General features: G+C 36.5%; 18 protein-coding genes. 9 read left to right on the top strand and 9 right to left on the bottom strand.

Annotation, left to right across the window (positions count from 1 at the left end):
- Nucleotides 1-37: 37 nt before the first annotated feature.
- The 3 genes from M1R53_RS06935 to murC all read right to left on the bottom strand — a co-directional run bounded on the left by M1R53_RS06935 (nt 38) and on the right by murC (nt 3,464).
- Nucleotides 38-334 (bottom strand): cation:proton antiporter domain-containing protein, encoded by a 297-nt coding sequence (locus M1R53_RS06935; RefSeq protein WP_106018459.1) that lies wholly within the window; start codon nt 332-334, stop codon nt 38-40.
- Nucleotides 335-480: 146 nt separating this feature from the next.
- A complete protein-coding gene (locus tag M1R53_RS06930; protein WP_249242503.1) occupies nt 481-1,866 on the bottom strand; it encodes an alanine/glycine:cation symporter family protein in 1,386 nt (461 codons plus the stop codon).
- Nucleotides 1,867-2,075: 209 nt separating this feature from the next.
- Nucleotides 2,076-3,464 carry a UDP-N-acetylmuramate--L-alanine ligase gene (gene murC, locus M1R53_RS06925; RefSeq protein WP_085839917.1) on the bottom strand — a complete coding sequence of 463 codons (1,389 nt, stop codon included), beginning with the start codon at nt 3,462-3,464 and terminating at the stop codon, nt 2,076-2,078.
- A 155-nt stretch (nt 3,465-3,619) separates the two neighbouring features.
- Here murC and spoVG point away from each other — a divergent pair, with 155 nt between their 5' ends.
- Together spoVG and M1R53_RS06915 are read left to right on the top strand one after the other, a co-directional pair.
- Nucleotides 3,620-3,928, top strand: a complete 309-nt coding sequence (spoVG, locus tag M1R53_RS06920) for a septation regulator SpoVG (protein WP_019214841.1) — start codon at nt 3,620-3,622, stop codon at nt 3,926-3,928.
- Between the two features lie 172 nt (nt 3,929-4,100).
- The gene (locus M1R53_RS06915) at nt 4,101-5,465 is read left to right on the top strand and encodes an MATE family efflux transporter (RefSeq protein WP_249242502.1); all 1,365 of its coding nucleotides are present in this window, start codon (nt 4,101-4,103) and stop codon (nt 5,463-5,465) included.
- 223 nt (nt 5,466-5,688) lie between these two features.
- Here M1R53_RS06915 and pgeF read toward each other — a convergent pair whose 3' ends face one another.
- Both pgeF and M1R53_RS06905 read right to left on the bottom strand, forming a co-directional pair.
- Nucleotides 5,689-6,414 carry a peptidoglycan editing factor PgeF gene (gene pgeF, locus M1R53_RS06910; protein WP_249242501.1) on the bottom strand — a complete coding sequence of 242 codons (726 nt, stop codon included), beginning with the start codon at nt 6,412-6,414 and terminating at the stop codon, nt 5,689-5,691.
- A gap of 58 nt (nt 6,415-6,472) precedes the next feature.
- Nucleotides 6,473-7,855 (bottom strand): aminopeptidase, encoded by a 1,383-nt coding sequence (locus M1R53_RS06905; protein WP_249242500.1) that lies wholly within the window; start codon nt 7,853-7,855, stop codon nt 6,473-6,475.
- A gap of 91 nt (nt 7,856-7,946) precedes the next feature.
- On the opposite strand from M1R53_RS06905, the gene M1R53_RS06900 reads away from it, so the two are divergent.
- From M1R53_RS06900 to M1R53_RS06885, 4 genes are all read left to right on the top strand, one after another.
- The gene (locus tag M1R53_RS06900; protein ID WP_249242499.1) at nt 7,947-9,194 is read left to right on the top strand and encodes a dihydroorotase; all 1,248 of its coding nucleotides are present in this window, start codon (nt 7,947-7,949) and stop codon (nt 9,192-9,194) included.
- Complete coding sequence (locus tag M1R53_RS06895) at nt 9,169-10,287, top strand: ATP-NAD kinase family protein (protein ID WP_249242498.1); 1,119 nt, start codon at nt 9,169-9,171, stop codon at nt 10,285-10,287. Before M1R53_RS06900 ends, M1R53_RS06895 begins: the two co-directional genes overlap by 26 nt.
- A 923-nt stretch (nt 10,288-11,210) precedes the next feature.
- Nucleotides 11,211-12,410, top strand: coding sequence for an ATP-binding protein (locus M1R53_RS06890; RefSeq protein WP_249242497.1), 1,200 nt, complete (start codon nt 11,211-11,213; stop codon nt 12,408-12,410).
- A 535-nt stretch (nt 12,411-12,945) separates the two neighbouring features.
- Nucleotides 12,946-15,075 (top strand): adenosylcobalamin-dependent ribonucleoside-diphosphate reductase, encoded by a 2,130-nt coding sequence (locus M1R53_RS06885; protein WP_249242496.1) that lies wholly within the window; start codon nt 12,946-12,948, stop codon nt 15,073-15,075.
- Between the two features lie 227 nt (nt 15,076-15,302).
- Here M1R53_RS06885 and M1R53_RS06880 read toward each other — a convergent pair whose 3' ends face one another.
- The 4 genes from M1R53_RS06880 to M1R53_RS06865 are packed head-to-tail and all read right to left on the bottom strand — an operon-like array spanning nt 15,303 to nt 17,991.
- Complete coding sequence (locus tag M1R53_RS06880) at nt 15,303-15,764, bottom strand: MarR family winged helix-turn-helix transcriptional regulator (protein ID WP_249242495.1); 462 nt, start codon at nt 15,762-15,764, stop codon at nt 15,303-15,305.
- A gap of 56 nt (nt 15,765-15,820) precedes the next feature.
- On the bottom strand, nt 15,821-16,711 hold the full coding sequence (locus tag M1R53_RS06875) for a 4Fe-4S binding protein (protein ID WP_249242494.1): 891 nt from the start codon (nt 16,709-16,711) through the stop codon (nt 15,821-15,823).
- 4 nt (nt 16,712-16,715) lie between these two features.
- Nucleotides 16,716-16,856: a CD1871A family CXXC motif-containing protein gene (locus M1R53_RS06870; RefSeq protein ID WP_249242493.1), complete on the bottom strand. Its 141-nt coding sequence runs from the start codon at nt 16,854-16,856 to the stop codon at nt 16,716-16,718.
- Nucleotide 16,857: 1 nt separating this feature from the next.
- On the bottom strand, nt 16,858-17,991 hold the full coding sequence (locus M1R53_RS06865) for a TlpA family protein disulfide reductase (RefSeq protein ID WP_249242492.1): 1,134 nt from the start codon (nt 17,989-17,991) through the stop codon (nt 16,858-16,860).
- A 287-nt stretch (nt 17,992-18,278) separates the two neighbouring features.
- Between M1R53_RS06865 and arcA the strand changes: the two genes are divergently transcribed.
- The 3 genes from arcA to arcC are packed head-to-tail and all read left to right on the top strand — an operon-like array spanning nt 18,279 to nt 21,442.
- Nucleotides 18,279-19,502 carry an arginine deiminase gene (arcA, locus tag M1R53_RS06860; RefSeq protein ID WP_070600065.1) on the top strand — a complete coding sequence of 408 codons (1,224 nt, stop codon included), beginning with the start codon at nt 18,279-18,281 and terminating at the stop codon, nt 19,500-19,502.
- A gap of 34 nt (nt 19,503-19,536) precedes the next feature.
- Nucleotides 19,537-20,538: an ornithine carbamoyltransferase gene (argF, locus tag M1R53_RS06855; RefSeq protein WP_215491850.1), complete on the top strand. Its 1,002-nt coding sequence runs from the start codon at nt 19,537-19,539 to the stop codon at nt 20,536-20,538.
- Nucleotide 20,539: 1 nt separating this feature from the next.
- Entirely contained in the window at nt 20,540-21,442 is a 903-nt protein-coding gene (gene arcC / locus M1R53_RS06850) for a carbamate kinase (protein ID WP_249242491.1), read from the top strand.
- Nucleotides 21,443-21,506 lie beyond the last annotated feature (64 nt).

Here is a 21,506-nt window from a genome sequence, read left to right as displayed (position 1 = left end):
TCACTAATTTGTGAGAGCTTTGTCTTTCTTAAAATATTTACTTAGTCCAGCCAACGACTCTATCAACCGGCATCACAAACATAAGTCCAACGCCCGGTTTACTCATGTCGCCAAGTATATCTTCTATGGCAAAGGCGATGATGCCTAGAGCGAACTCATTTACAAAGGAAATGATGGGCGCTGCTTCAGGCGTTACAAGATTTAAAAATGATGGGCCAAGTAGTAGACCCATGACTATGTAGCCTGTAACGTTTGGCAGATTCAGCCTTCTCGCGATTTTTGCACCTATCACTCCAAATAAAATAACTATACTAATTTTTAAAAATATATTCAAAATACCCCTCCTACCTCCCTTATCTATTATTAGTATAACAGAATATGCATTATTTGTCAACAGTTATTGTCTTAATGAGACAATGAGTGCCGCATCAAAAGCAATAAAAAAGCTCTCATCAATTAAGTGAGAGCTAAGTATATAATTTAATCTAATTCGCCAGCTTTTTTTCTATTTAAATAGTTTTTATAAGCTTTCTTAACTTGTGGTGCAAGTAAGAATAGGGCGATAAGGTTCGGGATAACCATGAAACCGTTGAATGTATCGGCAAGGTCCCAAATGATTGATGCACCAAACACTGAGCCAACTACTATGCATATAAGTACTAAAACTCTATATACGTTGATGGCTGTTTTGCCTTTGAATAAGTAGCGGATGTTCATTTCGCCAAACATGTACCAACCAACTATAGTTGTGAAAGCGAAGAACATTAGTGAAACTGCTAGGAATATTGATCCTGGCTCGCCAAAGGCTGCGCTAAATGCGTATTGTGTGATGGCAACTGATTTTGCTCCTGACATGTGAGCGTCTGTAGCTAAAACGATAAGAGCTGTTATTGAGCAGATAATGATAGTATCAACAACAACGCCTGCCATCGCTACAAAGCCTTGCATGCAAGGGTCTTTAACCTTTGCAGTTGCGTGAGCATGTGGTGTTGAACCCATACCAGCTTCGTTTGAGAAAAGTCCTCTAGCAACACCGTTTTTGATAGCTTCTTTCATAACTGTACCAGCCATACCACCTACAACTGCTTGAGTTGAGAAGGCTTCTCTGAATACGCCTGAAAAAACTAATCCTAAGTGGTGTCTGTATACATATAGTATAAAGCCTGAACCGATGATGTAGATAACAGCCATGAAAGGAACTACAAGCTCCGCCATAGTAGTGATTCTCTTAAGTCCGCCCATAATAACAAAACCAACAAGAACTGCAAGAGCAATACCGATGTATAGTGAGTTAACATTTATTGCATTTGACATTGCAAGAGAGATTGAGTTTGATTGAACCATGTTACCAACAAAGCCAAGTGCTAAAATTATAGTGATTGAGAATATTGCTGCTAATACTTTTGAATTAAGTCCTTTGGAAATGTAGTATGAAGGACCGCCCACAGGCTCGCCATCTCTTTCTTCTCTGTACAATTGCGCAAGAACTGCTTCGGCAAATATAGTTGACATACCAAGTATACCTGAAACCCACATCCAGAAAATTGCGCCCGGTCCACCAGATGCAACAGCTGTCGCTACACCACCTATGTTACCAGTACCAACTTGAGCAGCTATCGCTGTAGCAAGCGCTTGAAATGAGTTTACTTCTACCTCGCCGTCTTTGGATTTTTCTTTTTTCTTAAACATTCCGCCAAAAGCGTATTTAAATGCTAAGCCTATCTTAGTGATCTGTGGAAAACCTAGATAAACAGTATAAAAAATACCTAGAGCTAAAAGTGCATACATCAAAAATTTTGACCACAATACACTGTTAATCGCTTTGATTATAGGCTCTAACTCGAATGCTAAATATGTATTAAGCATATTTTTTCCTCCTTTTAATTTTGTATTTATATTGTAACATAAACCTGCTAAAGTGTAAATAAAATACATCGTTTCAGCGATGAAAATATTTTATAAGTATTATAAGAAAATTTTATAGTTTCATTAAATTTATTGTAATTTTATCAATATAAACATGAAAAAGCACACAAATTGATGTGTGCTTAAAAAATCTTCCATTATAATAAATATTATTGTTTATCTTTAATTTTTAATAAATCTTCACCAAGCTTATAAATATTACCTGCGCCGACAGTTAAGATGATGTCGTTTTCCCTCAAATTATCAAGAAGATAGTTTTCTATGTCTTCAAATTTTGAGATATACATAGCATCGTAGCCGTGCTCCTTCATCGAATTGATCAAATCTTTCGAGTGAACAAGCTTAGTATCTTTTTCTCTGGCAGCATATATGTCAGTGATGATGGTAACATCGCTTCTTTTAAACGCTTCAGCAAAGCCTTGTAGAAGTTTTTGCGTTCTAGTGAAGGTATGTGGCTGGAATATGGTGATGATTCTGCCTTTAGCCATCTTTTTAACGGCTTCAAGAGTCGCCATGATCTCAGTTGGGTGATGAGCGTAGTCATCTATGATACGAACGCTTCCGATGTAGCCCTTAGTCTCGATCCTTCTGTGAACACCAGCGTAAAGAAGTATATATTTTTTAATATCTTCAAGTGATGCGCCATAAGTATTCGCCATAGCGATGGCAGCAAGCGCATTATAAACGTTATGCTTACCTAAAACACTTAATTTAATCTCAGTTATTTTATTGTTATGAATAAGATCAAAATTAGCGCAGCCGTTCTCATCATAAGTGATGTTTTCAGCCTTGTAGTCAGCATCAGAGTCAACACCGAAGCTGATAGTCTTAGCTGTAACATCTTTTATCGCTTCAAGAACATGTTCGTCATCCTTATTATATACTACATAGCCAGTTGATGGAACGTCGTCGGCATATTTTTTGAAAGTAGCGATTATGTCATCAATATTTTTATAAAAGTCCAAGTGGTCCTCGTCAATATTTAAAATCATGGCCATGGTAGGATTGTATTTTAAAATATTTGCCTTGTATTCACATGCCTCGCTGATGATGATATTACCTTTACCAATCCTTATATTGCCGCCAATCTCATCAAGTTCACCACCTAAAAGTATGGTTGGATCCATCTGAGTATGCGTTGTGATCGAGGCAATCATCGATGTTGTAGTAGTTTTACCGTGAGTGCCTGAAACGCAAACTGAGTTAGGGAAGAGCTTCATCACTTCACCTAAAAAGCTTGCCCTGTCATAAATTTCTAAACCAAGCTCCTTTGCTCTTAAAAGCTCTGGATTGTCTGGACGTATCGCGTCTGTGTAAACAACTACCTTTGATGATTCAACATTTTTTGCCTCGTGTTTATTGTATACAACGGCGCCCATTTTTTTAAGTCTTTCTATGATTTGTGACTCGCCAGTATCAGTTCCTTTAACTTTACATCCCTCAGAAATAAGTAATTCGGCAAGACCACTCATACCGATACCACCTATTCCTATAAAAAATATATTGTCAATATTGTGTTTTTTCAAAAAAAAGCCCATATTTCCTCCTAAATATGAAAAAAGTACTTGAAATTATTTCAACTCTTTAGTATAATATATATATAAGCTAATTTATAATTTTGCTTATATACTTATCATAATATATATTATGAGAAAAATCAAGCAATTTTTAGCTAAACTAGGAGGATGGGAAAATGACAATTACAGACGTAAGAGTAAGACTTGTTGAAAAGGACGGTTTAAACTTAAAGGCAACAGCTTCTGTTACTTTTGATAACGCTTTTGTTGTTCATGACATCAAAGTTATTGAAGGAAGAGAAGGTTTATTCATCGCAATGCCTTCAAGAAAAGTACCTAACGGTACTTACAGAGACATAGCTCACCCAATCAACACTGAAACAAGAGCTGACATCGAAGAAAAAGTTTACAAAGCTTACGAAGCAGCTGTTGAAGACGCAAAAAACGAAGCTGATGAAGAAATACTAGTGATGGAAGAAAAATAGTTATTTTGTAATTAGTGTGAAATAGGAGCCTTAGCCAGGCTCTTTTTTCTTTGCAAATATATTTTTTAAGAATATATAAATATTTAAAAATAATATCTCCATTCGCAAGGCGAAACATCTTGACAAGTTTCTCTCTTAGTGATAAAATGAAAAAATTGAAAGGATGAGTTAAATGAAAAATTTACGAGCTATGTTTAATGACAAAAGATTTTTAAAATTAGTATATAGCCTTGCAGTGCCAGTTGCACTTCAAAATTTGCTCGCAAGTGTACTTAATACACTAGATACAACGATGATATCATCACTTGGCGACTATGCGATATCAGCTGTTGGACTTGCAAACCAAATTTTCTTCTTCATGACACTAATTTGCTTTGGTATAGCGACAGGAACCTCAGCGATGATAGCTCAGTTCTACGGCAAAGAAGACTACCAAGGTGTGAGAAGATCACATGGTATGGCGCTAATACTAGCAGTTATAGTTTCAAGCGTATTTACAGTACTTGCGCTACTGATACCAGAACAACTTATGAAAATCTTTACACAAGACCCAAACGTTATACCTTATGGAGTTACTTATCTTAGAGTAGTTTCATTCTCATACATACTAACAGCGGTAAACTTCATTTACTCAGTATCGATGAGAAGCATTGGCAATGCAAAGACGCCTCTAGTTGCCTCAACCATCGCCTTTTTTGGAAACGCCTTCTTTAACTATGTATTTATATTTGGTAAACTTGGTTTTCCAGCCATGGGCGTAGCGGGTGGCGCTTTAGGTACAATATTTGCACGTATATTAGAATTTGCAGTTTTATATATAGCACTTAAAAAACATAGAGGACCACTAACAGGCAAAATAAAAGACTTCGTGACATTCGACAGCCATTTTAAAAAAATGTATATAATGACAGCCGGACCAGTTATTATAAACGAAACATTCTGGTCACTAGGCCAAATCGTCTACCAAATTGCATACGCAAAGCTTGGCACAAGAAGCGTTACAGCCTTGCAGATAGGTATGACAGTACAAAATATATTCTTCGTTCTAGCTAGAGGCTTAGCAGGCGCATGCACGGTTATAGTCGGTAACTACATTGGCGCAGGAGATGAAGAAAAAGCATACAAATACGGCACATGGCTTTTGCAGTTATCAGCACTAACAGGCGTTATACTTGGCGCATTGATGATAATATTTAGAGATACTTTCTTTGTGATGTTTCCAAATATCACAGCCGAGTCAAAAGCAATCGCATCAAATTTATTTATAGCCATGGGATTAATACTTTTCGTTAAAACACATAACTCGACCCTTGTAGTCGGCATATTTAGAGGCGGTGGAGACACAAGATACTCAATGCTTTTAGAGATGAGCTGCGTTTGGCTAATTGGAGTGCCAATGTCATTTTTAGGCTCAGTAGCATTTAAATTACCGCTACACTTTGTGTATTTGATGGCATGCTGCGAAGAAGTAGCCAAGGCTTGCATAGGACTACCAAGAGTAATATCAAAGAAGTGGATAAAAAACTTAACAGATTAATTGGAAAATATTATAGAGCAGTTTAGGCTGCTCTTTTTTATGCCGAACACTTGAATGAAATTGCGCCATTTACTTGAATGAATTTATAGAATGGCTTGATATAGACGTTTTTAATTTGTAGAAAAAATAAAATGCTAGCTAAATTTAATTAGCTAGCATTGATTTTTGCATAATTTTGCCCGCGAATATTGTATCATAATCGCGGGCATTATATCAAATATTTTTATATACAAACCAATGTATACATAAGTCCATAATCTTTTTTGTCGCGTCTATATGAGTGGAAGTGCTGGTCTGTGACTGTGTCTACGCTTGAAATGTATATATTTTCTTCTTTAACACCGAGGCTCATTGCATCACATTTCACTACTTGTCCTAAATCTATCAAATAATGCGTTTCATCTTTTTTAAAAATAATATCCTCATAATAAAAATTCTTTTCGAAAACATTTTTTACATCGCTTTTCACTTCAAATGAATTTTTTTGTATATGTGGTCCGACATAAATTTTTAAATCTTCTGTTCTTGAACCAAGTCCCATCATTTTTTGAATTGCTTCTTTTACTATGGAGTTCGCTGTGCCTTTCCAGCCGGAGTGAACGGCTGCGATGCGTTTATTTACACAATCGTAGACTATTACTGGTAGGCAATCTGCGCTCTTAATCACGAGTACGTCGCCTTTTGCTCCAATAAGTCCATCGGTATCGTCATAAAAATTTATGCCATTATCATGAGCTATGGCGATGTTATTGGAGTGCACTTGGCGTGTCACATTTATGCTTTTATAATCAAGGCCAATGTGATGCAAAATTTTTGGAAGCTCATAAGCAAAGTAGTTTTCATTTCCTTTTATGTTTATGGGCTTAAGGCTCATCACGTTTTTAATGCCTAAATCGCTTAAATAATTGCTTATTAAATATTTTTCGTGTATTATTTCATAATCTTTCATAATTTTCCTCGCGTTCAAAATATGTAAAAGAAGCACCAATCAAGGTGCTTCATGTATTTTATTCAAAAAATGCTTTGTATGCTTTGTATGACATGTATGTGTCAAACTTTGATGTGATTTCGTTTGGTGCGTGCATGTTTAAAACTGCTGTACCGCAGTCAACTACTTCTGCGCCGTACTTGCTTAAAAGGTAAGCTATAGTTCCGCCGCCGCCTGCATCAACTCTACCAAGTTCGCCTGTTTGCCAAGCAACGCCTGCTTTGTCAAATATATCTCTTACATCTCTTAAGAATTCTGCGTTTGCATCGTTACATCCGCCTTTTCCGCCTGAGCCTGTGTATTTAGCGATTGCGATACCGCCGCCTAAAACTGCTGAGTTAGTCTTTTCATAAACTGAATCAAAGTTTGGATCGTAGCCAGCTGTTACGTCAGCTGAAAGTACCCAGGAGTTCTTTAAGCATCTTCTAACTGTTAGAGCTGAGTAATCACCTTCAAGTGCAGCTAGTTCGTGTAAAGCGTTTTCAAGAACATAGCTTGCCATACCAGTGTTACCTTGTGAGCCAACTTCTTCCTTATCCATAAACATAGCTAGAGCTGTGTATTTATTGTCTTTCATGTCGAGTATGCCCTTAAGTCCTGCGAATGCGCAAACTCTGTCATCTTGACCGTAGCTGAATATCATGGATCTATCAATACCTAGGTCACGAGCCTTTCCTGCTGGAACTACTTCGATTTCGGCAACTTTAAAGTCTTCTTCTTCGATGCCGTATTTTTCTTTTATGATTCTCATAACATTAGCTTTAACACGATTAGACTTATCATCGTCTTCACTTTCTAGTGGTATAGTGCCTATAAGTACGTTTAATTGTTCACCAAGTATGCCTTCAGCAAGTTTCTTTTGCATTTGTTCACGTGATAGGTGAATAAGTAGGTCAGTTATAGTGAATACTGGATCGTCATCGTCTTCACCGATTGAAATTTCAACCTTCTTTAAATCTTTTGTATAAACAACGCCATGAAGTGCTAGAGGGATAGTAGTCCATTGGTACTTCTTAACTCCGCCGTAGTAGTGAGTCTTTAAAAAGGCAAGTTCACTTGCTTCGTATAATGGATTTTGTTTAAGGTCAAGTCTTGGGCTGTCAATGTGAGCGCCAACAACTCTCATACCATCTTCCAATTTCTTTTCGCCTATAACGAATAATAAAACTGATTTTTCTTTGTTGTTAAAATAAAGTTTATCGCCCTTTTTAATTTTAGTGCCTTTTTCAATAAGCTTTTCTGCATCTTTAAAGCCGTTAGCTTCAGCCATGCGAATGATTTTTTTAACAGCTAGTCTTTCAGTTTTTGCTTTACTTAAAAAGTCTTTGTACTCTTCGTTGTAGCTTGTGATGTTTTCAAGCACATCGTTTGAAAGATTTAGCCATGAAATTTTTTCTGCCATTGTAATTCCTCCTTTTTTTATATTATAGCATATATGGGCAAAAAATTCATCAATTTTGGGTATAAATATAAAAATCGTTATGGAGGTTTATATGTTAATTAAAAATATTAATTTTATTGATACAATTAATGATAGTATTACTAAGGTCGATATGCTTGTTGCAAATGGCGTAGTTACTGCGATTGAAGAGCATATAGATAGTGATGATGCTTGCGTGATCGATGGCAATGGTTTATACATTTCACATGGCCTTATTGATACACACGTTCACTTCAGAGACCCAGGTCAAACTTATAAAGAAGATTTAGCTACTGGAGCAGCGGCTGCAAAGCGAGGCGGCTACACAGCTGTGCTTCTTATGGCAAACACAAAACCTGTTGTTGATAGTGCTGAGATACTTGAAGATATTTTAAATAGATCAAAAAATTTAGGCATATCCATTTATCAAAACGCTACAGTTACTAAGGGTATGCTTGGCGAAGAACTTGTTGATATGGATGCACTTCATAAGGCAGGCGCAATCGGTTTTACTGATGATGGCAAGCCTATAATGAAGGCGAAACTTTTGTATGACGCTCTAATCGAAGCCAAAAAATACGATGCACCAATCAGTTTACACGAAGAAGATCCGTTCTTCATAAAAAAAGCGGGCAAAAATGAAACTGCTCCAGCCATTGCCGAGGCTGTTATGGTGGCGCGTGATGCGTATCTAGCAGTAAAAGCGGTCTCAAAATTAAACTTCCAACATATATCATCAGCCGATTCACTAGAAATTATTAGAAATTATAAAAAATATACGGATAAAATATTTGCCGAGGTCACTCCTCATCATTTTACATTAACAGAGGAGGCTGTTGAGAAACACGGCACTTTAGCAAAAATGAATCCTCCTTTAAGGACGGCTGCCGATAGAGAAGCTATCATAGAAGCTATCAAAGACGGCACCATAGACATAATTGCGACTGATCATGCGCCTCATGCAGCTGAGGAAAAGGCTAAGGATTTCTTTAGTGCTCCGAGCGGCATCATAGGTCTTGAAACAGCTCTACCACTTGCAATAAGTGAGCTTCACCACAAGCATGGCATTGATTTAATAAAAATTATTAAGATGCTTACTATTAATCCAGCAAGGCTTTATGGGCTTGAAGAGGGCAGTATAAAGGTCGGATCTAAGGCTGATTTAGTAATTTTTGATATAAATAAAGAATTTATATATGAAAAATCTTCATCTAAGTCGCAAAATTCACCATTCTTAGGTGAAAAATTAAAAGGAAAAGTTATTTATACGATAAAAAATGGAGAGGTGGTTTACAGTGAAGACGATAGGTTTAATTGTTAATCCAAAGGCTGGCGTCGGCGGCTCCGTTGCACTAAAGGGCTCGGACGGCGAGGCTATATATGAAGAAGCGATAAAGCGTGGCGCGAGTGAAAAAGCACATCTAAGATGCGAAGAAGCTTTTAGTCACCTACTTGATATAAAGGACGAGTTCAAGGTTTTTACAGGAAATCATAGGCTTGGTGAGGACGAGATGAAAAAGCTTGGACTAAATTATGAAGTCGTTTACGAGACAGATGCTGATACAACGGCTGAAGATACGAAAAATGCTTTAAAAGAGATACTTAAGAAAGACGTTGATATGATTGTATTTGCAGGGGGAGACGGCACAGCTCGTGATGTTTACGACGCAGTGGGCCTAACAAAGCCCGTGATAGGCATACCTGCTGGAACTAAGATGCATAGCTCAGTTTTTGGCGTTTCGCCAAAATCAGCTTCAGAAGTCATCAGAGCCTTTATATTAGACGAATCCTACGAAATAATCGAGTCAGAGGTCATGGATATAGATGAGGATGCATTCAGAAAAGAGATTTTAAACGTAAAACTATATGGCGCACTAAATGTAGTTAACAAGGGAAAGATGATGCAAGTGGGTAAGAGCCCTCAAAGTGCATCAGAAAACGCAGATCTTGAATCCATCGCTCAATTCGTTGTTGATGAAATGAAGGACGATACGCTATATATAGTCGGAAGTGGCTCAACCATTCGCCCGGTTATGAATCTTCTAGGCCTTGAAAATTCGCTACTTGGCGTCGATCTTGTATATAATAAGAAACTTATCAAAAAAGATGCGAGCGAGAGTGAAATTTATGAGGCACTAAAAAAATATCCTAAGAGAAAAATTATCGTTACCATCATTGGCGGCCAAGGCTACATCTTCGGTCGTGGCAATCAACAGTTTTCTTCTAGAGTAATTAGAGAAGTAGGCAAGGAAAATATCATAGTCATAGCAACACAATCAAAATTAAACAGCATAGCAGGCGGCAATTTGCTTGCAGATACAGGCGACGATTCGACAAACGAGTACCTAGCAGGCTACTATAATGTTATCGTTGACTATAATTACATGAAACTCATAAAACTTGTTTATTTGTAAAAAATATTAGTTTTACGAAAATATTTTGTAAAAAGCCTTGACAAATTTTATAAACATAGTATAATATTCTCTGTGATAAATAGAAATAATACATGATATAGAGGAAAGAGGAGAATATGAGTAAATTAAAACGCAAATGGAGAAAGAGTAAATCACTCGCAAGAACATTCGCACTAGTACTTAGTATTGTGATGATCTTGTCGATAGTGTTACCGATATTGATTAATAATTAATTATATGCATAATAGCTTGTAACAGTTTGTTACAAGCTATTTCTTTATTTCGCGCTAAAGCGAGCCCTTGAACTCGTTCTTTCCTCATCAATGCTCACGTACTTCGTGTACGCTCCGCTTGATTCGTCAGTCCACTTCGTCCAATCATCTCGCTTTATCTGCGAAATTTGTATTGTGCAAGTACAAAGCAATGCTCGAGTACATTTGTACAGTTAAGTCCATGCACCAAGAGAACGAGTGCTAGCGATGTTCGATTGGCTATGCATGCCTTATGCCAGAGTTTACAAAGAGACGGAACGAAGTGAACGTCGATTTGATTAAACTTACGGCCACTCCAAAAAATTCTGCACAACGCATAGCGTAAAGGTTCTCGGCCATTTATGGGCGAGGTTCTTCAATCATCTTGATTTCTTTGCAAAATTCTTGCGGTGTTTATTTACATTGCAATAATAACTGTTTAAGCTCGTCAGTCCACATCGTGCAATCATCACATTTGCTCTGAAAATTTTAATGAATAGATCTTATAACTATTTTTATTTTGTAAAGATATTAATACTTACACGAAATATATTTTTTTGCTATATAAACAACTAAGTATTTAAGCAGCTTTCCTCAATCCTATTTCCCAAACTCTAAAAATATTTGACTTTGGAAAGTAGATGTGCTATGATTAACTTAGCAGGTGAGATTATGAAAATTATTAAAAGAGAAAAGTACTTAGACAGACTCATAGGACTTAAAAATACGCCAGACATAAAAATTATTACAGGTATGAGACGTTCTGGCAAGTCTGAGCTTCTTAAAAACTATATAAAGTATCTTGAAGAAAATGATAAAAATGCGAACATTATCTATATTGACCTTCAGTTATTAGAAAATGAAGATTTACTTGACTACAAAGAGCTTAATCGCTACATCGTAGGTCATTATCAAGAGGCTAAAAATAATTATCTTTTCATAGATGAAGTGCAATTATGTAAACATTTTGAGAAAACTATTAACAGTCTTCACTCGCAAAAACTTTTTGACATCTACCTAACGGGATCAAACGCATTTTTGCTAAGTAGTGATCTAGCTACATTATTCACGGGTAGATTCATTGGAGTAGAGGTATTTCCATTCTCATTTAAAGAGTTTATGGAATATTTTGAATACGATGATATTGACAAGGCTTTTGGGGCATACATTGACATGGGCGGCATGGCAGGCTCATACGTCTATACTAATGACGAGGACAGAAAGGCTTATTTAAAGAGTGTTTATGAGACAAGCATTATGAGAGACCTAGTTCAAAGGCACGATATCAGAGACAAGGTGCTACTAAAAAAGCTTGGGGATTTTATGCTTTCAAATATTGCAAATCTTACTTCCTTAAGGAAAATTGCTGACACTTTGAAAAGCGACAAAGAGCCTGTTAATCACAAGACCATAGCCGATTATGTATCATATATGTGTGAATCTTTCTTGTTTTACAAGATGAATAGGTACGATATACAGGGTAAGTCGTATCTAGCGACTATAGAAAAATATTATTTAGTTGACCATGGTTTTAGATCCGCTATACTTGGCACAAAAAATATGGATTATGGCAGGATATATGAGAACATGGTTGCACTTGAGTTATATAGAAGAGGCTACGAAGTTTACGTCGGAAAACTTTATGAAAAAGAAGTAGATTTTGTTGCGATGAAGGCGAGTGAGAAGATATATATACAAGTATCAGATGATATAAGTACTGAAAAAACTATGAAGAGAGAGTTAGAGCCACTTCTTTCGATTAGAGATGCCTACCCTAAACTAATTATATCAAACACAAAGCATCCGATGACGCTTATGGAAGGGGTTAAAATATATGATTTAGCTAGATGGCTAGCTGGTGACGAAGTTTAATTTCGCGCTAAAGCGAGCCCTTGAACTCATTCCTTCCTCATCAATGCTCACGTACTTCGTGTACGCTCCGCTTGATTCGTCAGTCCACTTCGTCCAATCATCTCGCTTTATCTGCGAAATTTGTATTGTGCAAGTACAAAGCAAGGCTCAGAAGGGCTTCTGAGAACATTAGCGTTTTGAGTTTAAGCCCTTGAACTCGTTAGAGTGATTATAGTTGTAGAACTTAGTTAATACTAGGTTCTTTTTTATTCTACAATCAAGCATTTAAGCAGCTTTTCGCAATCATATTTCCCAAACTCTAAAAATTTTCTACTTTGGGAAGTAGAAATCCATTATTACGCTAAAATAATAAAAATAAGACTTTAGTATTAATTTTTCTAAACACAATTTTTAAAGGCGCGGCCATTACATAAACCTAAACTATTTATATATTTATGTCGATAATTTAACAATTATTATCTTGAAAAATCGTCTCGCTTATACTATAATGTGTATGTAGGAAATTTTTAAACACAATATATAGATAGGAGGACTTATGTTAAAGGTAGAAAAGCGTAATGGCAATGTGGTCGATTTTGAGCAAGACAAGATTAAAATTGCCATTGAAAAGGCGATGAAAGAAACTGATAAGGGGATTGACGAAGAGGTTTCTCAAAAAATCGCGTGTGAAGTTTTTGAAGAGTTAAAGAACAAGGAACTTGTTGATATAGAGGATATACAAGACTTAGTTGAATTCTCTCTGATGAAGTATAGACCAGAAGTTGCGAAGAAATACATTCTTTACAGACAAGAAAGAACTAAGCTTAGAGAGAAGGGCTGGGACATGACTGCTCTACAAAGGGACATCTATGACAAGAAATATCGCTACGATGGCGAATCTTTCAACGATTTTCTTACTAGAGTTAGTGGAGGCAATGAATACATTAAAAAAGCTATCAAGGATAAAAAGTTTATGCCAGCGGGCAGGATACTTGCAGGACGCGGTCTTGACAAGCTTGGTAGAAAGATCACTTTATCTAACTGTTATGTAATGCCAAAGGTCGAAGACAGTATCGAATCTATCTTTGATACAGCAAAATATCTTGCTAGAACTTATAGTTATGGCGGTGGCTGCGGTGTAAACATATCAAAGCTTCGTCCAAAGGGAGCAAGAGTCAATAACGCGGCGCTTACTACGACTGGATCCGTTTCATTTATGGACTTATTCAGCTTAGTTACTGGTCTTATAGGCATGCGCGGCAGACGTGGAGCACTTATGCTAAACATGGACTCATCTCACCCAGATATAGAAGAGTTCATCAACGTGAAGAATGACCTTGACAAGGTGACTTACGCAAACATCTCTGTAAATGTTGATGACGAGTTTATGAAAGCGGTTAAAAACGATACAGAATATGACCTACACTTCACTGTTGAAGCCAATGGTCAAGAGATACACAAAAAGGTTAGAGCCAAAGAATTATTTGAAAAGCTAGCCTACAATAACTGGAACGACGCAGAGCCAGGTATTTTATTTAAAGATAGAATTGATTCGTGGCATTTAATGAGCGAGTTCGACGATTTTGAGTTTGCAGGCGTAAATCCATGTGCAGAAGAGCCACTGCCAGCCTTTGGTAGCTGTAACCTATCTTCAATAAACATCTCAAATTTTGTTAAATATCCATTCAAGGAAGATGCTTATTTTGATTTTGAAGATTTTAAAGTAGCCGTTAAACATGGCGTAAGATTCCTAAATGGAGTTCTTGACGAAAACGCAGAGCTTCATCCACTTAAGGAGCAAAGGGAAGTAGCTAAAAATTTAAGGCAAATCGGTTTGGGACTAATGGGTGTCGCTGATATGTTTATAAAATTAGGCATAAGATACGGCTCAGACGAGTCCATCGACCTAATCAAGAAGATTGGTAGAGTTATGATAAATGAAGCACTTAGAGAGTCAGCTATGCTTGCTAAGAAAGACGGCCCATTCCCAATGTATAGAGAAAAAGAATTTTTGGCATCAAAATTCCTTCAAAAGAACGCCGATCCAGACGTAATTGAATTAATTAAGGAACATGGTGTAAGAAACTCACAATTATTAACAATGGCGCCAACAGGCTCAATCTCAACACTACTTGGCTGCTCCAACGGCGTTGAGCCAATTTTCCAAATCTCATACACAAGAAAAACTGAAAGTTTAAACAACGAAGACACTTACTACAAAGTTTATACAGAGATAGTTCGTGAATACATGGATGCTCACGGCATTAGAGACGAAGAAGATTTGCCGGACTTTATCATAACAAGTAAAGACCTTGATTACAAGGACAGAATACTTGTTCAATCCGCTTGGCAAGAGTTTATCGACGCGTCAATATCTTCAACATGCAACGTTCCAAATGAGTTTACAGTTGAACAAGTCGAAGAGCTTTACATGTTTGCTTGGGAAAAAGGCCTTAAGGGCGTAACTATCTATAGAGATGGCTGCCAAAGAGCTGGCATATTGATCTCGAATAATAAAAAGTCTACTAAAGAAAAGATAGACGAGCTTCAAGGCGAGATCGATGCGCTTGCAAAGAACGCACTTGCAGAAAACCCTGATGTTTGCCCAATGTGCGGCGGCAAGATGAATCACTCAGGCGGATGCAGAGAGTGCCAAGACTGCGGTTATAGTCCTTGCTCAATCTAATTTAATATATGTTTATAGGATCCCGATTATTATCGGGATCTTTTTTTGCGTCATGATTATGGACTCGTTATGACAATATTTTTGCCATAATAATTATTTTTTCGAAATAAATATTTTAACAAAACTATTTTTATAACTTTTTCATAATAAATAAATTTTTATAATCAATTTTCAAGCTTATCCCATTAAAAAAGAGCCATCCATGTGGATGACTCTTGATATACATATTAATTTTTCTTTTCTAATATGTCTTTATTTTCTTTAAGCAATTCGGATAATTTTTTAAGCTCATCACGAACGTGTTTTTTCTCCTCGTCTGTGTAGTGACCCTCGATAACGCTATTAACGAAGTTAACCCTGTGGTCAACCACTTCGTCTAAAATGTGTACGCCTTTTTCAAGAGGCGAGATACGTATAACTCTTTTATCTTTTTCGTCTTTTTTTCTTTCAACAAAACCAAGTTTTTCCATCCTATCGATAAGGTCTGTTACAGTTGAAAATGCTAGGCCCATGGATCTACTTAAATCACCTATGCTGATCGGGTTGTCTTTATATTTCACTATAAATTGAAGTGCGGTAAACTGTGGCGGTGTAACGCCTAAGCTTGACAAAACCTTTCTTCCTTCTACCCTTACAGCAAAGTCTGCTCTTCTTAAGAAAAGCTCTATATCACGAATTGTATCGTTCATCTTCTCCTCCTTAAAGATATTTGAAATATCAGTACATAAATTATATAATAATTTAATTACTTTGTCAAATTTTCTTTTTTAGGGCAAGATGCGCAGCCAACTTGACCAAATAAGTGATGTACCTTGATTGCATTTACTGGGCAATGTCTTACGCAGTCATTACATCTGATGCACTCTGGCGAATTTGGATTCTCGTATGTCTTTATGCCAAATTTACAAACTTTCTCGCATTTTTTACAGTGTATACATGATGAATCGATGGAGAAGTTATAAAAACTGATTTTATTAAAAAGACCATAGATAGCGCCTAGTGGGCAGATGAAGCGGCAGAATACTCTGTATGAGAATATACTTACTAAGACAACTACTATCAAAATAGTTAATTTTGAGAAGAAAAGTGCTCCAAGCATTTGTCTTAAATCTGCATTTTTAGCGATTAGTGGAAGACCTCCTTCTAAAATACCTTGTGGGCAGATAAGTTTACAAAAGTATGGATTACTTGAACCAAAATCATCTTTAAGTAGTAGTGGCATGCCTATTACAAAAACTGCTAGCACCACATATTTTATGTAGCTTAAGTATTTAGCAATACTTGGTTTTATCACAAGCTTCTTTGTCTTGATCTTGTATAAAAGGTCTTGAATTAGTCCAAATGGGCAAAGGAAGCCGCAGATGAATCTACCTAAAAGTATGCCGAACAAGAATAAAAATCCTAGTACATAAAAAGCTATAGCGTGTGCAGGTGAGCCGATACATGCTTGCAAGGAGCCTATAGGGCAGGCTCCAAGTGCAGCTGGGCAAGAGTAGCAGTTAAGTGTTGGCACACAAAATTGTTTTAAATTGCCTTGATATATTTTGCCTTTTAAATAATTTGGTAAGATGGGGTTTGACGCAAAGAAAAATAATACTTGCGAGATCCATCTTTTTGATTTTTTAACTATCTTCATAATTTTAACCCAGTCCTATGCATTCAAAACAGATATTGGCAGCTTTTTTAAGTACTGTCAAATAATCAAGTCTTTTGTATCCTATGAATAAGAAAGCTATAGCCATGGCTAGAAATACATATTGTGTTACTTTCTTTTTCTTCATTTTATTTCATTTCTTTCGGAACGTATTGTTCACAAAGTTCTTTAAATCCTTCGTAGCTTTGAGCACCGATGATAGGTGAGCCAACGATGTTACCTTCTTTGTCAAGAACAAATGTAGTTGGATAGCCTGTTACAGCTGCTAGGAATTTATCGTTCATCTTTTGTGTTGGAACAAGATTTGGATAAGCACATCCTTTGCTTTCAACGATTCTCTTTGCAAGAGCGATTATATCTTCACGGTTTTGTTTTAAAGCGTCATTCATATTATCACTTGCTGGACTTATATCAGAAACGATTCCTAAGAAACCAATTTTGTCCTTGTATTCTTCATAAACCTTAGCAAGGTCTGGCATTTCTTTCTTGCATGGTCCGCAGAAAGTTCCCCAAACATTTACTATAGTATACTCATGTTCAGCTAAAAAGTCTTTTGCAACAAATTTTTTACCATAAATATCTTCTGAATCAAAATCAAATTTTGAGCTAGTACCTTCTTGGCTACCGTCAATGCTAAGTGGTTTAGCTACTTTTATAGATTTTTTAACATTTTCAAGATCTTCGTATAATTTATCATAAATGTCTTGATCTTCGCCAGTAAGTCCTTCAGCCTTGTTCATGTATGACCATACAAAGTTGTATCCATCAACACTTGCTAATTTTTCGTTATTGTCAAAACCAGTTAAAGCCTTTAAGCCTTCATCATCCTTTGGCATTTTGTCATCAGCTATAACATTTACAGCCCAAATCTTAGAAAATTCATTGATAACCTTGTCAAGCTCTTCCTTTTTCTTGTCTTCGCTTAAAGATTGGTCCATAAGTAATTTTGCATAAGCGTTAGCTTGTTCAGTACTAGCAAAGCTTGATTTAACTCCGCCGTATATGTCGCCAGCGTGATCTCTTTTTTCAAGAAGCTCGTTATAAACGTGAATATTTTCGAATGGTTTTCCCCAAACTTCTGGGTTTAGAGTATATTTAACGCCACTAGTCTTGATGGCGATAGTACCTTTATCCATGTCTTGTTCAGTTGATTTGATCTCACTTTGATCAACAACGTGATCTCCTCCAGATGACTTGTTACAACTAAATAAGAATAAACTTGTCATCATTAGTAGTAATAATAATTTTTTTAAATTCTTCATTTCTTTCCCTCCATAATTTAAATGAATATTTCGTTTTACAAAAAGATTATACAATATAAAAAAATCATTTACAAGTGAAATGGACCAAATAATATATACAAAATAGTAACAAAAGATTTATTAAAAAATCCTTCCATATTATATGTGTATTGATATTACTCATCATAATATAACTCCTATATCGGTTTAGTACAATTAAAAGATAAATTATGTAAATATCTCTTGTAAAATTAATACAGTTGTGTTAGAATAGATATGTAAACTAATATTACAAAAGGAGTGATTTTATGGAAAAAGGAGTTAGAGTTTATTCAGAAATTGGTAAACTTAGAAAAGTAATCCTTCACAGACCTGGTGAAGAAATTAACAACGTATCACCAGATACAATGCAAGAACTACTTTTCGACGAAGTACCTTATTTAGATCAAGCACTAAGAGAACATGATTTCTTTGCAAACCTTTTAAAAGAAAGTGGCTGCGAAGTTTACTATCTAGAAGACTTAGTTGCTGACGTAATTAAGGACAAAAATCTAAAGGAAAGCTTAATCGAGGAATTCTTAGACGAAGCTGACCTACACACACCTAATGAAAGATACATCATGAAGGATATCTTGTTACAACAAAAGACTGATAAAGACATGGTTATGAAGATGATAGCTGGTACAAGAATGACTGAGCTTACTAAGAGAAGCAAAGAAACACTTGCTGATTTCTCAGATGCTGACAGATATTTCTTAACAGTACCAATGCCAAACGCTTACTTCACAAGAGACCCATTCGCAAACATCGGTCACGGTGTTGCAATCAATAAGATGTGGTCAAATGTTAGAAGAAGAGAAACATTATTTGGTAAATATATCTATGACCATCACGAAATGTTTAAGGGAGTAGACGTACCTAGATGGTATGACAGAACAGATACTTTCCATACAGAAGGTGGAGACCAACTTATTCTTACTAAAGATGTATTAGCAGTAGGTATCTCTCAAAGAACTGAAGCAGCAGCACTTCAAAAATTAGCTGAAAACGTTTTGAACGCTGGCGAATTTAAGACAGTTCTTGCAATTAACATCCCTCAATCACACGCATTCATGCACCTTGACACAGTATTTACAATGATCGATAAGGATAAATTCACTATCCATCCAGAAGTTGAAGGACCTCTAGTAGTTTACTCAATGGTTAAAGACGGCGACAAGATCGTTATAACTGAAGAAAAGGACTCACTAGATAAGATTTTAGCTCACTACCTAGGCTTAGATGCAGTTGATCTAATCAGATGCGGCGGCGGACTAGGAATTGACGCTCAAAGAGAACAATGGAACGACGGATCAAACACATTAGCTATCGCCCCAGGCGAAGTTGTAGTATATGACAGAAACGTAGTAACTAACGATTTACTTGAAAAAGAAGGAATCAAATTACACAGAATGCCATCATATGAACTTTCAAGAGGTAGAGGCGGCCCAAGATGTATGTCTATGCCACTTTACAGAGAAGATGTTAAATAATTAAAAAATTCTAAAATACGGAGGTTATTAAAGAATGGCAGTTAATTTACACGGCAGAAATTTCATCACACTAAAAGATTTTACACCAGATGAAATCCACTACCTATTAAACCTAGCTAGCGACTTAAAAGCTAAGAAGAGAGCAGGTATTAAAGGTGATTTACTAGATAGAAAGAACATCGTACTTTTATTTGAAAAAACAAGTACAAGAACAAGATGTTCATTCGAAGTTGCTTGTATGGACGAAGGTGGCCAAGTTACATTCTTAGGCTCACAAGACTCACAAATGGGTAAAAAAGAATCAATCGAAGATACTGCAAAAGTATTAGGTAGATTCTACGATGGTATCGAATTTAGAGGATTTAAACAAGAAACAGTTGATACACTTGCTAAACACGCAGGAGTACCAGTTTGGAACGGTTTAACAGACCTTTACCATCCAACACAAATCTTAGCTGACTTCATGACAGTTAAAGAATATGTTCCAAAGCCATTTAACGAAGTTAAATTCGTTTACGTAGGCGACGCTAGAAATAACATGGGTAACTCCCTAATGATAGGCGCAGCTAAGATGGGTATGCACTTTGTAGCACTTGCTCCAAAGGAATTATGGCCATCAAAAGAACTTGTTAAGGAAATGGAAGAAGTTTCCAAAGTAACAGGCGCAACTATCGAATTCGAAGAAGACGTTAAGAAAGCAGTTAAAGGCGCAGACGTTATCTATACAGACGTTTGGGTATCAATGGGCGAAGAAGACAAATTCGAAGAAAGAATTAAACTTCTAAAACCATATCAAGTAGATATGAAGATGATCAAAGCTACAGGCAATGAACACGTTATCTTCTTACACTGCTTACCAAGCTTCCACGACCTTAACACTAAGATCGGTGCTGAAATTGGTGAAAAATACGGCTTAAAAGAAATGGAAGTTACTGACGAAGTATTCAGAAGCAAGTACTCAAGAGTATTTGACGAAGCTGAAAACAGAATGCACACTATAAAAGCAGTTATGGTTGCTACTATAGGAAAACTATAGAATGAAGGTAGTAGTTGCATTAGGAGGCAACGCTCTAGGAAAAACTTGTGCAGAACAAAAAGAATTAGTTAAGAAGACAGCAAAACCAATCGTCGACTTAATCGAACAAGGTAATAAAGTTACCATAGCTCATGGCAACGGTCCTCAAGTAGGACTTATCAATAACGCATTCAAAGGCGATATGCCATTTGCTGAATGCGGCGCGATGAGCCAAGGCTACATCGGATACCACTTACAAAATGCCATCAAGGCAGAACTAAAGAAAAGAGGCATCAAAAAGAACGTAGCAACAGTTATTACACAAGTTTTAGTAGATAAAGATGACAAAGCATTCCAAAATCCAACTAAGCCAATCGGCCTATTCTATACAAAAGAAGAAGCAGAAAAGCTTATGGCCGCAACAGGCGACACATACGTTGAAGACGCAGGTAGAGGCTACAGAAAAGTTATAGCTTCACCAAAGCCAATCGATGTTATAGAAAAGGATGTTATCAGTCACTTAATTGAAGCTGGAGACGTTGTAATCACAGTTGGCGGCGGCGGAATCCCAGTTGTTACAAACGGCGAAGGCTACGAAGGAGTAGCAGCTGTTATCGACAAAGACTTCGCTTCAGAAAAACTTGCTGAGATAGTTGATGCAGATCAATTAATCATATTAACAGCAGTTGAAAAAGTTGCCATAAACTTCGGTAAAGAAAATCAAGAAGAGCTTGACAAAGTAACAGTAGATGAGATGAAAAAGTACTCAGAAGAAGGTCACTTCGCAAAAGGATCCATGCTTCCAAAAGTTGAAGCAGCAATCATGTTTGCAGAGTCAAAACCAGGTAGAGTTAGCTTAATCACATCACTTGAAAAAGCAGGCGAAGGTATCGAAGGAAAAACTGGAACAATAATTTCTAAATAATAGAAATATATGAAAGAGCAGATTAATTTCTGCTCTTTTTGTTTAGAAATTATTAGCCGTGGGT

The sequence above is a fragment of the Fenollaria massiliensis genome (assembly GCF_023347705.1).
GTDB classification, from domain to species: domain Bacteria; phylum Bacillota; class Clostridia; order Tissierellales; family Peptoniphilaceae; genus Fenollaria; species Fenollaria massiliensis.
This window is presented reverse-complemented; position numbering and strand designations above follow the sequence as displayed.